General features: G+C 38.8%; 14 protein-coding genes and 1 riboswitch. Of the genes, 7 read left to right on the forward strand and 7 right to left on the reverse strand.

Annotated elements, in window-relative coordinates:
- The first annotated feature begins 146 nt into the window (after positions 1-146).
- A complete protein-coding gene (locus LW139_RS05865) occupies positions 147-1,097 on the forward strand; it encodes a DUF1266 domain-containing protein (protein ID WP_166541064.1) in 951 nt (316 codons plus the stop codon).
- Between the two features lie 119 nt (positions 1,098-1,216).
- Here LW139_RS05865 and yvcK read toward each other — a convergent pair whose 3' ends face one another.
- A complete protein-coding gene (gene yvcK, locus LW139_RS05870) occupies positions 1,217-2,155 on the reverse strand; it encodes a uridine diphosphate-N-acetylglucosamine-binding protein YvcK (protein ID WP_109409682.1) in 939 nt (312 codons plus the stop codon).
- 279 nt (positions 2,156-2,434) lie between these two features.
- A riboswitch (molybdenum cofactor riboswitch) is annotated at positions 2,435-2,577 on the forward strand.
- Between yvcK and moaA the strand changes: the two genes are divergently transcribed.
- The 5 genes from moaA (at position 2,567) to LW139_RS05895 (ending at position 5,676) form a co-directional block, all read left to right on the forward strand.
- Positions 2,567-3,547, forward strand: coding sequence for a GTP 3',8-cyclase MoaA (gene moaA, locus LW139_RS05875; RefSeq protein WP_247850747.1), 981 nt, complete (start codon positions 2,567-2,569; stop codon positions 3,545-3,547). (Overlaps the previous riboswitch by 11 nt.)
- Positions 3,548-3,586: 39 nt before the next feature.
- A complete protein-coding gene (gene moaC, locus LW139_RS05880; RefSeq protein ID WP_072062889.1) occupies positions 3,587-4,066 on the forward strand; it encodes a cyclic pyranopterin monophosphate synthase MoaC in 480 nt (159 codons plus the stop codon).
- Complete coding sequence (gene moaD / locus LW139_RS05885) at positions 4,063-4,308, forward strand: molybdopterin synthase sulfur carrier subunit (RefSeq protein ID WP_109409683.1); 246 nt, start codon at positions 4,063-4,065, stop codon at positions 4,306-4,308. Before moaC ends, moaD begins: the two co-directional genes overlap by 4 nt.
- Position 4,309: 1 nt before the next feature.
- Positions 4,310-4,771 carry a molybdopterin synthase catalytic subunit MoaE gene (moaE, locus tag LW139_RS05890; protein WP_109409684.1) on the forward strand — a complete coding sequence of 154 codons (462 nt, stop codon included), beginning with the start codon at positions 4,310-4,312 and terminating at the stop codon, positions 4,769-4,771.
- A gap of 194 nt (positions 4,772-4,965) precedes the next feature.
- Entirely contained in the window at positions 4,966-5,676 is a 711-nt protein-coding gene (locus LW139_RS05895) for a Bax inhibitor-1/YccA family protein (RefSeq protein ID WP_072070555.1), read from the forward strand.
- Between the two features lie 138 nt (positions 5,677-5,814).
- Here LW139_RS05895 and LW139_RS05900 read toward each other — a convergent pair whose 3' ends face one another.
- Genes LW139_RS05900 through cecR form a run of 6 tightly spaced genes read right to left on the reverse strand, consistent with a single transcriptional unit; the run spans position 5,815 to position 12,031 of the window.
- A complete protein-coding gene (locus LW139_RS05900; protein ID WP_247850748.1) occupies positions 5,815-6,255 on the reverse strand; it encodes a VOC family protein in 441 nt (146 codons plus the stop codon).
- Positions 6,256-6,285: 30 nt separating this feature from the next.
- On the reverse strand, positions 6,286-7,395 hold the full coding sequence (locus tag LW139_RS05905) for an ABC transporter permease (RefSeq protein ID WP_166541066.1): 1,110 nt from the start codon (positions 7,393-7,395) through the stop codon (positions 6,286-6,288).
- Between the two features lie 13 nt (positions 7,396-7,408).
- Positions 7,409-8,560 carry an ABC transporter permease gene (locus LW139_RS05910; RefSeq protein WP_166541067.1) on the reverse strand — a complete coding sequence of 384 codons (1,152 nt, stop codon included), beginning with the start codon at positions 8,558-8,560 and terminating at the stop codon, positions 7,409-7,411.
- Positions 8,553-10,322, reverse strand: a complete 1,770-nt coding sequence (locus LW139_RS05915) for an ATP-binding cassette domain-containing protein (RefSeq protein WP_247850749.1) — start codon at positions 10,320-10,322, stop codon at positions 8,553-8,555. The genes LW139_RS05910 and LW139_RS05915 overlap by 8 nt, the downstream gene beginning before the upstream one ends.
- A gap of 12 nt (positions 10,323-10,334) precedes the next feature.
- The gene (gene hlyD, locus LW139_RS05920; protein WP_247850750.1) at positions 10,335-11,321 is read right to left on the reverse strand and encodes a secretion protein HlyD; all 987 of its coding nucleotides are present in this window, start codon (positions 11,319-11,321) and stop codon (positions 10,335-10,337) included.
- An 11-nt stretch (positions 11,322-11,332) separates the two neighbouring features.
- On the reverse strand, positions 11,333-12,031 hold the full coding sequence (cecR, locus tag LW139_RS05925; RefSeq protein ID WP_247850751.1) for a transcriptional regulator CecR: 699 nt from the start codon (positions 12,029-12,031) through the stop codon (positions 11,333-11,335).
- Positions 12,032-12,417: 386 nt separating this feature from the next.
- Between cecR and rhlE the strand changes: the two genes are divergently transcribed.
- Positions 12,418-13,833: an ATP-dependent RNA helicase RhlE gene (gene rhlE / locus LW139_RS05930; RefSeq protein WP_247850752.1), complete on the forward strand. Its 1,416-nt coding sequence runs from the start codon at positions 12,418-12,420 to the stop codon at positions 13,831-13,833.
- The last annotated feature ends 3 nt before the right edge of the window (positions 13,834-13,836 follow it).

Raw genomic sequence — 13,836 nt, forward strand, 5'->3', positions numbered from 1 at the left:
TATTTACTCCGGATTATCCCTTTTTCCCTTTTATCTTTCACTTTTTCCCTAGTTTTATATTCCCTTAATGGCGTTCAACTGTTTAAATATCACCACAAACAAGCGTCAATTATTTACAAAGATAAAAAAGATATTAAGGACAGTGAATGAGTGGTTATGTTTATGCAGGGTTTCCCGGCTCTGCAGGGGTCATTATTGGTGTTATTCTTCTTATTTTGCTTTTTAAATGGTTACGCAAATTTGCTGTACAAGATAGTGAATTATCAAAACCATCAACAGCAGGGCAGGAGCCCATTTTATCTGAAGTAGAAAATACAACAGATCAATTATTACCTCATGAATGGGGATTATATGTAGCAGCACCTTACGCTGTGATGAATGAATGGGCATATAACGAGTATGACCAAGGCAAAGATGATGGTGGATTATCTGCAGGCTGGGGAATTAACGATCGTTGGGATTTAGTCTATCAACTGTTTTGGTTACTCACCCAAGGCCATACCAATGATTTTTACCAACTGCGCGATCAGATTTTAGAAGGTAAAGAGGAAGATATTCAATCGTTAAAAAATGATATTTTGCTTTCAGAGTTAACGGAACATGATAAAAACGAGCGTTTATGGCAAATCGATATGATGAGCACTAATCGTATGAATATTCAAAATGTGAAATATCTTATTTGGGATCTCTGCCGTTTTAACAAGCTCTGTTTAGAAGGGTGTCAGCAAGGTTATATTACCCAGCAAGAAGCACAAACATGGTCACTAATGAGTGCCTCAATGTTACGTCGAATTTACGATGGCTGGGAAGATATGTGGAAAAACTTTATTGCGGCGCGTTGGTTTTGGGCGAGTGGTGATCAAGATTGGGTTTCTTCTCATCAAGCTTTTACGGATGTTATACAAAATATTCTTAATGCAGAAGATACGTTGGCAACAGAAGAAAATTGGATAATGGATTTACCGCCATTGGATTTAACATCTTTCTCTCGAACTGTGGCTGGCCTCGGTTTAATGAAAAATGATATGCCAATGACACTTTCTGAAATTGAAGAAACCATCAGCCAACGTATTACGTTAAAACACCTTAATAGTTAATAATACGCTGAAAACCAATAGTAATATTACGTTTTTATCAACAAACAAACCGCATTTTCTGTTTATTACAGATGCGGTTTGTTTTATGAAATTAGGCTGTTAAGTTAGGTGGTTGAATTTTATTTAACGGCTTGAGCTGATGTGTTACGTTGCCCTAATTGCTGCAGTGTTAACTCAATAGCTTTACCTAATAAATGGCGATCGTGACGATAAGGAATATCTTTGGCTTCCAATTGAGCTTGTACAATTAATCGACCTTTCATCGATTCATATTGTGTTTCAGGGCTAATAATCACCGCATCTATTGTTTGTAAACCAATATAATTCTCCATCATGGCAATTTTATCAGACATCGTCATACTGGCAGCCGCAGGGCTTAATTCTTTGCCTAAATTACCAATGTAAATTGTTGTTGCACTGCTGCGGCGTAATGCTTGTGCAAGCTCTGGCAATAATAACAAAGGCATTAAACTGGTAAAAAAACTACCAGGGCCAATTAAGATAAGATCCGCTTGCTCAATGGCCTCAATGGCTTCTCTTGTCGTTGGTACTTTAGGATAAAGATCAAGTTTTTGTGGGATCTTAGGCAAAATATCAACGTTAACTTCACCATAAATCTCATTACCTTGGTCGTCTATTGCCATTAGGTCAACGGCTTGTTCAGACATAGGAATAAGATGCGCATTGACTCTTAATAATCCACGAATAAGATTAATCGCTTCTAAAGGCCGAACACTTAAGTTATCTAACGCTTTTAGCATTAAATTTCCTAAATTGTGTCCAGCCAGTTCACCTGTACCAGAAAAACGGTATTCAAACATTGCAGAAGCAACAGAAGGCTCAGTAATTAACTGATTAATACAATTGCGCATATCACCCCACGCAATGCCGCCTTCTTCTTGACGAATACGGCCAGTAGAACCGCCATTGTCTGTTGTTGTGACAATACCAGTAAGGCGAGAGCCTAAGTAGGAGAGTGCTGAAAGCACACGTCCAAGGCCATGACCACCACCAAGGGCAACAACACGATCTAAATCACTTAGCGTGCGATTTCGCATATTTGTTCTACTCATCTTTAAAAATTTGCCGCTAATTTATCACAATTAAATTTTAAGCCTATGATCACGACGTGATTTCATCACATTCCTAGTTTAATTTCACTTTTGATAGGCTAATATTTAACCAATGAAAGTGTTTTTGTTTATGTTATTAGCGTGACTAAAGTGTTGTAAGTCGTTGTATTATAAATTATATAGCGAAAACATTATTCGCTTTTTACATAATTAACAGGTAGAATCCACAATAAATATATAGGTATTAGAAACCTGTGAAAAACAGGTAAAGATAAACTCCTAGCCTTAACGTCTAAGTCGTGTATTGACAAGATATGATGTTCTGGCCGTGACGAAACAAGTCACCAGGGTGCAAGGTAGAAATGCCAGCATCTCCCGATTTGGAAAGGTGTTATTATGCAACAACTCGTTGATGCGTTTTCCCGCAAGTTTTTCTATTTACGTCTTTCAATTACAGACGTGTGTAATTTCCGTTGTACTTATTGCCTACCTAATGGTTATAAGCCTAACGGTCATAAATCATTTCTTTCATTAGATGAAATCAGCAGACTGACACAATCTTTTGCCACATTAGGGACAGAAAAAATCCGCTTAACGGGTGGTGAACCGACAATGCGCCGCGATTTTACTGATATTATCGCGACAATCAAAGATAATGCCGCAATTAAAAAAATCGCAGTGACAACCAATGGTTATCGTTTATCACGAGATGTTGCACAATGGCGTGACGCGGGTTTGAGTGCGATTAATGTGAGCGTTGATAGTCTCGATCCTCGTCAATTCCACGCTATTACTGGACAAGATAAATTTAGCCAAGTGATGGAAGGTATTGATGCTGCATTTACCGCAGGGTTCGAAAAAGTCAAAGTTAACGTTGTGTTGATGCGCAATGTGAATGATAAAAATCTTCCTGATTTTCTTAATTGGATCAAATACAGGCCTATTCAGCTGCGCTTTATTGAATTAATGGAAACTGGTGACGGTAGTGATATTTTCAACCGCTTTCATTTGTCTGGTGAAGTTATTCGCCAGCGCTTACTCAATGAAGGTTGGTTACAAATTCCTCGCGCCCGTAGTGACGGGCCTGCTCAAGTATTTACCCATCCTGATTATCAAGGTGAAATTGGTCTGATCATGCCTTATGAGAAAGACTTTTGCCTAACCTGTAACCGTTTACGTGTTTCAGCTATTGGTAATCTCCATCTTTGCCTATTTGGTGAAAATGGTATTCCGTTACGTGACCTACTTGCTGACGATAGTCAACAAGAGGCATTACAACAGCGTATTCAGGGTGGCCTTCTTCATAAACGAGAAACCCATTTTCTTCATCAAGGTGATAGCGGTATTACACCGAACTTATCTGTTATTGGTGGGTAGTTTTTCGCTCTGTTATTTCGTTAATTTCAGGAGTTGTGCATGTCTCAACTAACTCATATTAATGCTGCCGGTGAAGCTCACATGGTAGATGTTAGCGCTAAAGCTGAAACAGTGCGAGAAGCGCGTGCTGAAGCCTTTGTTGAAATGTCAGCAGAAACATTAAGTATGATCACCGAAGGTAAACACCATAAAGGTGATGTATTTGCGACAGCAAGAATTGCAGGTATTCAAGCAGCAAAAAGAACATGGGAATTAATCCCGTTATGTCATCCGCTGTTATTAACTAAAGTTGAAGTGCGTTTAGAAGCACTCACTGAATCTAATCGTGTACGCATTGAATCTGTTTGTCGTTTAACCGGTAAAACAGGGGTTGAGATGGAAGCATTAACTGCGGCATCGGTAGCTGCGTTAACGATTTATGATATGTGTAAAGCGGTTCAAAAAGATATGGTGATAGGGCCTGTACGTTTATTAGAAAAAACAGGTGGCAAATCTGGTCACTTTAAGGTGGAAGCATGATTAAAGTTCTCTTTTTTGCTCAAGTCCGTGAGTTAGTCGGTGTTGATTCTCTTGAATTAGATTGTGAATACCACACAGTAGACGATTTGCGTAAGGCATTAATTACCAAAGGTGAACGTTGGTTACTGGCGTTAGAAGATGGCAAGTTACTCTCGGCAGTAAACCAATCCTTTGTTCAAGGTTCTCACATTATTAATGATGGTGATGAAATCGCCTTTTTCCCACCTGTTACAGGAGGATAAAATGAGCGCATCAACTCGTATTTCAGTACAAACCGAAAATTTTAGTGTTGGTGATGAATACCAATGGCTTTCTGAGTGTGACAGTGATGGCGCAGTTGTGACCTTTACAGGGAAAGTGCGTAATCACAATTTAGGGGATGAAGTAAGTACGCTCACACTTGAACATTATCCAGGTATGACTGAAAAGGCGCTTAATGACATTGTTAATGAAGCACGAGGTCGTTGGCCTTTACAACGAGTCAGTGTTATTCACCGAGTGGGCACATTGAATATTGGTGAAGAAATAGTGTTTGTGGGTGTCACTAGTTCCCATCGTAATAGCGCGTTTGAATCTGCTGAATTTATTATGGATTTCTTAAAAACACGCGCGCCATTTTGGAAAAAAGAAGGGCTCTCTGAAAATAAAAATAGATGGGTCGATGCGCGCCAAAGTGATTATGATTCAGCGGAGCGTTGGGAATAAATCATTACGCTCAATTAATCGCTACATTACTTTACCTAAATTTATTTTGTGATGACATTTCATACGGTTTATTTCATGGAAATGTAAAATCAGTGTGATAAAATTAAATTCTAATGAGTCCATAATGGGCTCTTTACTGAAATAAACGTTATCGTTAAACCTAACGTTATCACTATGATTAAAGGGTAATCATCATGGATCGATTTTCACGTTCAAATGATTCAATCGTACAGCGCACAGGTTCTGGCCTACAAACCTTTATGGCTCAGGTTTATGGTTGGATGACTGTAGGTCTGCTATTAACTGCGTTTGTTGCATTCTACGTTGCATCAAGCGAAGCATTATTATCAATGATTTTCTCAAGCAAGATCGTCTTCTTTGGTCTGATCATTGCTCAATTAGGGTTAGTTTTCGTGTTATCAGGTATGGTCCATAAAATGAGTGGTGCAATGGCAACCTCATTATTTATGCTCTATTCCGTGCTAACGGGTGTGACTATCTCAAGTGTATTACTGCTTTATACTGCATCTTCAATTGCGAGCACATTCTTTATTTGTGCGGCAATGTTTGGTGCATTAAGCATTTACGGTTACACCACTAAGCGTAGCTTAACGGGTATGGGTAGCTTCCTGTTTATGGGGCTTATCGGTATCATTATTGCATCTATCGTTAATATCTTTATGCAAAGCTCAATGATGAGCATGGTTATCTCTTACGCAGGTGTGTTAATTTTCGCAGGTTTAACGGCTTACGACACACAAAAATTAAAAGACATGGGTAATGAGATTAACCAAGAAGATAAAGAAAATATGCGCCGTTACTCAATTATGGGTGCATTAACGCTTTATTTAGATTTCATCAATCTGTTCTTAATGTTACTGCGTATTTTAGGCGATCGTCGTTAATTTTAACGGTATCTGCGGATAAACGTAGTTTAAAAACAGCATAAAAAATAAATCCCATAACTTTATAAGTTGTGGGATTTTTTTTGTGTTTTTGTTAAGAGAATTTTTCTGTTGCACATAATTTAAATAGAATAAAGTTTAATTATCTCGCAACCAAGGTGTAATAGTTAAACCGATTAAAGCGCCTTCAGGACTCAATAAGCGAGTAACTGTTTGTCCCCAAGGTTCAACACGATTATCAACTAACAATTGATAGCCTTTTTGTTTTAAAGTTTGAGTTGCACTATCAATATCCTCCACCTCAAATTCAACCCAGTATTGTGGCACTGGCAGAGAGTCAGCCCATTTATTTTTGCCAAAGCAAGACATAGCTGCCTGCTCTAAAGGCCACAGTGCAAAATGTTGAACGCCTTTTAATTCACTTTCTGATATCGATAAATAATCACTGTTACCTTCCATTGGTTTTAACGGCAGATTAAGCACATCTTTATAAAATGTTTGGCTTTGTGCATTATCGCAAGTAATTGGGCCAAAACCCGCAACAAAGAGAATGTTAATACCAGAAATAAAAGGAGTCATAAAAGTTCCTCTAAAGTAATTACCATTGTTTTAAACAATCTTCCTTTGAAAAAGATAATACGCAAAGGAGCCTGTGCCTGCTGTAATCACTAATAAAGGCCATAAACTGTGCCATATTACTGTGATATCTGCATTTTTAAGGTAAATCTGTTTTGTAATATCGGTGAAATGACGAATTGGGTTTATCCATGTGGCATGTTGTAGCCAAACTGGCATGTTTTCTACGGGAGAAATATAACCTGATAATAAAACGGCTGGCATCATAAACACAAAAACGCCAATAAAAGCCTGTTGTTGTGTCGAACTTAATGCTGATATTAATAATCCAAAACCCACCAGCGATAAACCATAAATTAGCATGGTAAAGTAAAACAATAATAATGAACCTGAAAAGGGTATTTGATAACAAAATATGCCTATAATCAATACAATAGAGCCTTGAATGGCGGCAACAACCATTGCCGGAACCGCTTTACCCACAAAAATTTGCCATGTTGATAGAGGGGAAACTAGTAGTTGATCCAAGGTACCTTGCTCTCGCTCTCTAGCAACAGAAAGTGAAGTGACTATCATCACGCCAATGGTGATAATCAATGCTACTAATGAGGGCACAATAAACCATTTATAATTTAAATTTGGGTTATACCAATTACGAACAACAAGTTCTGTTTTATTCAGTAAAGACGGTGTATGCCCTGCTAATTCAGTTTGATAATTTTGTACGATTTGTTGTACATAACTAGCTGCAATTTGCGCACTGTTAGAATTTCGTCCATCTAAGATTAATTGCAATTTAACAGGGATTTGGCTTTCTAAATTAGCACTAAAGTTTTGTGGAAACCGAACCAATAAAAGAGCTTTACGATTATCAATGGTCTCTTTTATTTCATGTTCATTTTTCAGTAATAATGTTTGAGAAAATGCACTCGCTTTGGCAATACGTTGGGTTAACTCAATAGATTGTTTACCATTATCCTCATCAAAAATTGCGATAGAGGCATTGGTAACATCTAATGTTGCGGCAAAAGGAAATAAGATCATTTGAAAGATAACAGGCATTATCAAAATAATACGAGTCTGAGGCTCTTGTAATAATGACTGTAGCTCTTTCATTATTAGGGTGAGAAGACGATAAAACATAAATACTCTCCCTTTAATCTAATCGACGTCGTGTTGTTAATGCAGTTAAGCCAATAAAAAATAGGGCAGAAACGATCAGCAACCACATATCTAATATTAATATCAATGGAATATCGCCTGCTAAAAATAGCGTTTGCAAGCTACTGACAAAATAACGTGCAGGAATGAAATAAGTCACCACCTGAATAAAAAATGGCATGCTATCAATTTCAAACACAAAACCCGACAACATAATCGCAGGTAAAAAAGCAGCATTTAGGGCGATCATGGCGGCATTAAATTGATTGCGAGTCAGTGTTGAAATGAGTAATCCCATACCTAAGGCAGTGGCTAAAAAGAGCGAGGTGATCCCCCCTAAAATCCAAAGTGATCCTCGATAAGGTACCCCTAACACAAAGACGGTTACCACCATGCACAGTACCATGACAAAACTGCCTAAAACTTGGTAAGGAATAAGTTTTGAAAGTAAGAGCTCGGTACGTGTGATTTGGGTTGAAAGTAAGGCTTCCATTGTGCCACGTTCCCATTCACGAGCTATTACTAACGAAGTGAGAATTGCGCCGACAACGGTAATAATAATAGTAACGGCACCCGGAATAATATAGTGCTGACTAATTGCCGCAGGGTTAAACCAATAGCGCGGTTCTACTTCAATTAGTGGTGTAGTATCAATCCCCTTGCTGATAGCTTGTTGTTGTAGCCAGATTTGCCAAACCCCTTTGGTATAGGCTTGTACAAAGTTTGCAGTGTTAGGCTCACTACCATCGGTGATCACCTGAATGGGTGCTTGGGTATCTTGTCGGGTCAGTAATTCAGCAAAGTTCACAGGAATAACCACAATGCCCCGAATTTGTCCTGCTTGCATCTTATCGATCAATAATTGTCGATTATCGCTAATAGTTGCGTTGATATACTGTGAATTGGTAAAAGTGTAAACGAGCTCTTGTGCAGGTTGGCTTTGTTGATTAGTCAAAATGCCAATATTTAACTTACTCGAATCCAAGTTAATACCGTAGCCAAAAATAAACAACAAAGTGAGGGGGATCACAAAAGCGATGAGGGCGCTACTGGGATCACGGGTGATCTGTTTTGTTTCTTTTAAACATAACGCGAACAAACGTCGCCAAGAAAAACGGGCATGAGAGGATTGAGCTGAATTACGCATGTTTTTCGCTCCCTTTATCATTTTCACGTTCAAGTTTTTTATCGTAATCCAACACTAAACCTATAAACGCATCTTCCATTGAAGGTGTTGGATTATCGTCGCTGGCAACCATTTTTTTGAGAGAATCTGGTTCTCCTGCAGCAATAATTTTTCCGCGATAAACTAAACCAATACGATCACAATATTCTGCTTCGTCCATAAAGTGAGTGGTCACCATTACGGTTACTCCTTTATCAACCATGCCATTAATATGTAGCCAAAATTCTCGACGTGTTAAGGGATCTACACCTGATGTGGGTTCATCTAAAAAGAGAATATCGGGTTCATGCATCAATGAGCATGCAAGAGCAAGGCGCTGCTTATAACCTAAAGGTAAGGTTTCAGTGATTTGATTTACCATTGGTTGTAAACCAAAGGCAGTTATCATATCGTTGATTTTATCTCGCTGTTGTTTGCCGTGTAAGCCATAAACACCAGAGAAGAATTTCAAGTTTTGTCCCACTTTAAGGTTGCCATAAAGTGAGAATTTTTGTGCCATATAACCTAAATGTTGGCGAGCTTTACCCGAGCTCTCTTTTAAGTCCATACCTAATACCAGCGCTTTACCGCTGGTGGGAACTAATAAACCACACATCATTTTAAAGGTTGTCGATTTTCCTGCACCATTAGGCCCCAATAACCCAAAAATTTCACCTCGTTTAACTTGAAAATCAACGTGATCGGTTGCCGCAAATTGACCAAACATTTTGGTTAGTTGCTGTGCTTCAATAACGGTTTCATTGGGGGTGGGAGGAATTTGAGGCATAATTTCAGCTAATTCAGATTTATGAGAAGGACCACCTCCTAATAAATCAATAAAAGCATCTTCAAAGCGCGGTGTTGCTGGAATAAGTTTAGCATCAGGTTTACCCAAGGCATTGAGTAATTCGGATTGATTACTTTGTTTTTTCAATATCAAACGAACCGATTGTCCTTGAATAACACCATCTGTCACTTGGGGTTGAATAATAGCTTGTTGTAATACTTTTCTTCGCTGATGGCCTTCAACATCAAGTAGAAAAGAACGGCCTGCCATTTTCGCTGTTAAGTCTTGTGGAATACCACTATAAAGTAACTCTCCTTTATTAAGTAAGAGAATATTTTTACATTGTTCTGCTTCATCAAGATAAGAGGTACTCCACAGTATCAACATACCATCACTGGCTAAGGCATGTACCATTTGCCAAAGCTCACGGCGTGCAATGGGATCAACGCCGACGCCTGGCTCATCAAGTAGCAAGACTTTAGGGCTACCTAACAAAGTACAAGCTAGCCCCAGTTTCTGTTTCATACCTCCTGAAAGATTACCTGCAAGGCGAGAGGTAAAGCGTGTGAGATCGGTAAAAGAGAGCAATTGTTGATAAACTTTTTTGCGCTCTTCACCGATAACATTTTTTAAATCGGCATAAAGATTAAGGTTTTCTAACACCGTTAAATCTTCATAGAGACCAAATTTTTGAGGCATATAGCCAAGAATAGCTCGGACATCCACGCTTTGTTTTTGCGGATCCATTCCTAAAATACGAATATCACCTGCATCTGGTTTTAATAGCCCAGCAAGCATACGAATTAATGTGGTTTTACCCGCACCATCTGGGCCGACTAAACCTGTGACAGAGCCACCCGTTATGGTGGCTGTTAATGCAGAAACCGCCGGGCATTCTAGACCGGTAAAGCGTTTTTCAACGCCTTGTAGTTCGATAGTGTAATCAGTGTGTTCCATTTCGCCTCCCACTTAATGAGTGGGTGCAAATTTTAAAGTCACGGGCATTCCTTGGCGTAATGCATCGTCAGCATCCGTCACAACAACGCGGAGTCGATAAACTAAGTCAGTTCTTAATTCCGGTGTTTCGACACTCTTTGGCGTAAATTCTGCTGTCGGTGAAATAAAACCGATAGTGCCATGATAAGGCTTATCTTTGCGCCCATCAGTGTAGAGATAGACTTCTTTATTAGGGATTGCTTCACTTAAGTGGGTTTCACTAATATACGCTCTAACCCAAACAGGGTTAGTCAAAGACACTGTAAATACGGGATTACCAGCAGATAAAATAGTGCCTGGTTCAACGGCCCTTGTTAATACTGTACCTTGTGAAGGTGAGACTAACTGTGTGTCTTGAAGGTTTAACTCTGCTTGAGCAACGGCGGCTTTTGCCTGCATAACTTGCCCTTTAGCAGCATCAATATCTTCTTTTCGATAACCATTTTGATATTGATTTAATTTATCTTGGGCTGCTTTTAAGGCCGCGGCTGCTTGATTGCGATTATTTCTCGCGCTATCTAAATCATTGGCTGAAATTACCTTTCGGTTAGCCAAATCTTGCTGGCGTTTATAAAAGTTGTCGGCATATTGCCAAGCTGCTTGTTTTAATGACACGTCAGATTGGGCTTGTGCAATTTCTTCACTGCGATAACCGGCTTCCATTAACGCTAATGCAGCAATAGCACTATCACGCTCACCATAAGCTTTATTTAGTGCATTACGATAGGGGGCATCATCAAGCTTTCCTAACAATTGCCCTTGTTTGACTGGGGCACCTTCATCAACGAGTAATGAATCTAATTTCCCTGCAACACGAAAACTCAGGTTAACAGTACGTATATCGACATTACCATAGAGTACTAATTCAGACTCTTTGTTTTCTTCGTAATAATAGATACCTGCAATAACACCGATAATAATCATTAAGATGATAAAGAAACTGATTTTTTTAGTTTTCATAATAACTCTATTTATGCATGATGTGGGTGAGTATAAATCTCTCTTAATCCATTGAGTAATAACGTAATATGTGTTTTTAAAGTATTAGAGATAATTTGATATTCATTCTTACCAATTCTATCCCATCCTGTTTGTCTTAGAATGGTTTCTCTCACTAAACGAAATGATAGCACTTCTCCTAAAATAGCGTGAGTGTGTAGCATTGTCGTCGGAAGTGTGGGATCTAAACCAATATAGATAGCTAATAATTTATTCACACGAGTTAAAAGTGGTGATAATGCTTGCTGGTGGATAAGGGAATACGCTTCGGTAGGAACAAGCTGTTCTCTTGCCATGATACGACTAATATGAATATTGGCTTTATCAAGTACCAGTTGAGCATATTGTAAAAAGCTATCTGTGATCAGCGTTTGTAGCAATGGTAAATGCTCTGTGGGATTGGGTTGTTCAAGAAATTCGTCAATAATGGCAACGGTTGGTTCAAAATCAAGACGGATAAGATCAGCAATATGTTGTGCAACGGCGAGATACAACCCTTCTTTAGAACCAAAATAATAAGCGATAGCGGCAATATTTTGTTGAGCAGCTTGTGCAATTTGGCGTGTGGTGGCGACATCAGGGCCATTTTTACCAAAGATCTCACATGCCGCTTCCAATAATTGTCGTTTTGCTAGTTCACCACGAGTCGTCTTCTGATGGGTTTCTGACATAATAGAAGATACCTTACTTAAGTAAAATGTAACAAAACCAATGATATTAAAAACAGCGATAACAAGGAGTATTATATTAGATGATATTGAACAATAGGGAAATTTTGTAATAAATAATCAAATAAAGGTGTTTTGTAATATGTTTTGTAATAAAAAAAAACGCTATCTATTATTGAAAATTATTTTTGTATTCTGAATATAGCAAAAACTGTTAAAATAGGGGTTATTAGGTTAACCTAGCAAGGTTCATTCTCTTTCATCACTGTCTTACCGACTAAATGGTAGTACCTATAGAGTAATAATACCTATAGATTGACAGCATGAAAGCCCGTCATTTTTAATTTCAATCACCGTGTTATACGTTCTGGTTGTAGGAGACTACTGTTTTGACCGATTTTACATCGCTTGGTTTAAGTGAGGCGCTTCTCCGCGCTATTGATGAACAAGGGTATAAAACCCCAACCCCTATTCAACAACAGGCGATTGAGCCGATTTTGGCGGGTAAAGACGTATTAGCCAGTGCGCAAACAGGGACCGGAAAAACGGCGGCGTTTACATTGCCGATCTTGGAAAAGTTAGCTCAATCTGCAGAAAAAACTAAAGGCCGTCAACCAGTTAAAGCGCTAATTTTAACGCCAACCCGTGAACTCGCTGCGCAGATTGCTGAGAATGTGAAAGCTTATAGCCGTTACTTGCCAATCCGTTCACTTGTGGTTTTTGGTGGTGTGAGTATTAACCCACAAATGATGAAATTGCGCGGTGGTGTTGATGTATTGATAGCAACGCCTGGACGTTTACTCGACCTTGAACATCAAAATGCGGTTGATCTTTCTCATGTTGAAGTCTTAGTGCTTGATGAAGCTGATCGTATGTTAGATATGGGCTTTATTCATGATATTCGCCGTGTGATCAATAAATTACCTAAAAAACGTCAAAATTTATTGTTCTCTGCAACATTCTCTAAAGAGATCACAGGACTTGCCAACTCGCTGTTAAATAATCCTGTGAGTATTTCTGTTGCACCAAAAAATTCAGCAGCTGAATCTGTTGATCAATATGTCCATTTAGTGGATAAAAAACGTAAAACAGAGTTGTTGTCACATTTAATTGGCTTAGAAAACTGGTCACAAGTGCTTATTTTTACACGTACAAAGCACGGTGCGAATAAACTTGCTGAACATTTAAATGCCGATGGTATTAAATCAGCCGCTATTCATGGCAATAAAAGTCAAGGTGCGAGAACTCGTGCTTTAGCTGACTTTAAAGATGGTAAATTAAAAGCATTAGTTGCAACAGATATTGCAGCTCGTGGTCTTGATATCGACCAACTGCCTTATGTCGTCAATTTTGAATTACCGCAAGTGGCAGAAGATTATGTTCACCGTATTGGTAGAACTGGTCGCGCTGCTGCAACGGGTAAGGCTATTTCACTGGTTTGTGTTGATGAGCATGGATTATTAGCTGATATCGAGCGTCTATTAAAACGTGAAATTCCACGTTTAGCGTTAGATGGTTACGATCCTGACCCTTCAATTAAAGCCGCGCCTTTGCATAAAAAACCAAAGAATAATGCCCCGCGTAGAAGTGGTGGTCGTGCAGATATTCGTGGTAAAGACAATCGCAACAATAGTCGTAAAGACAGCGATAGTGAAGGTAAAGAGTCTGGACGCAATAAAAGTAAAGAAAACTACCGTAATAAAGATGGCTCACGTACTGGTAAATTAGGGCCTCGTCGTTCACGTAAAAGTGATGAAGGTAGTGATAATCAAAACCCTTGGTCAAAAGCTAGAAAAGAGTTTTGAGGT

The organism is Proteus vulgaris (assembly GCF_023100685.1).
Classification (GTDB): domain Bacteria; phylum Pseudomonadota; class Gammaproteobacteria; order Enterobacterales; family Enterobacteriaceae; genus Proteus.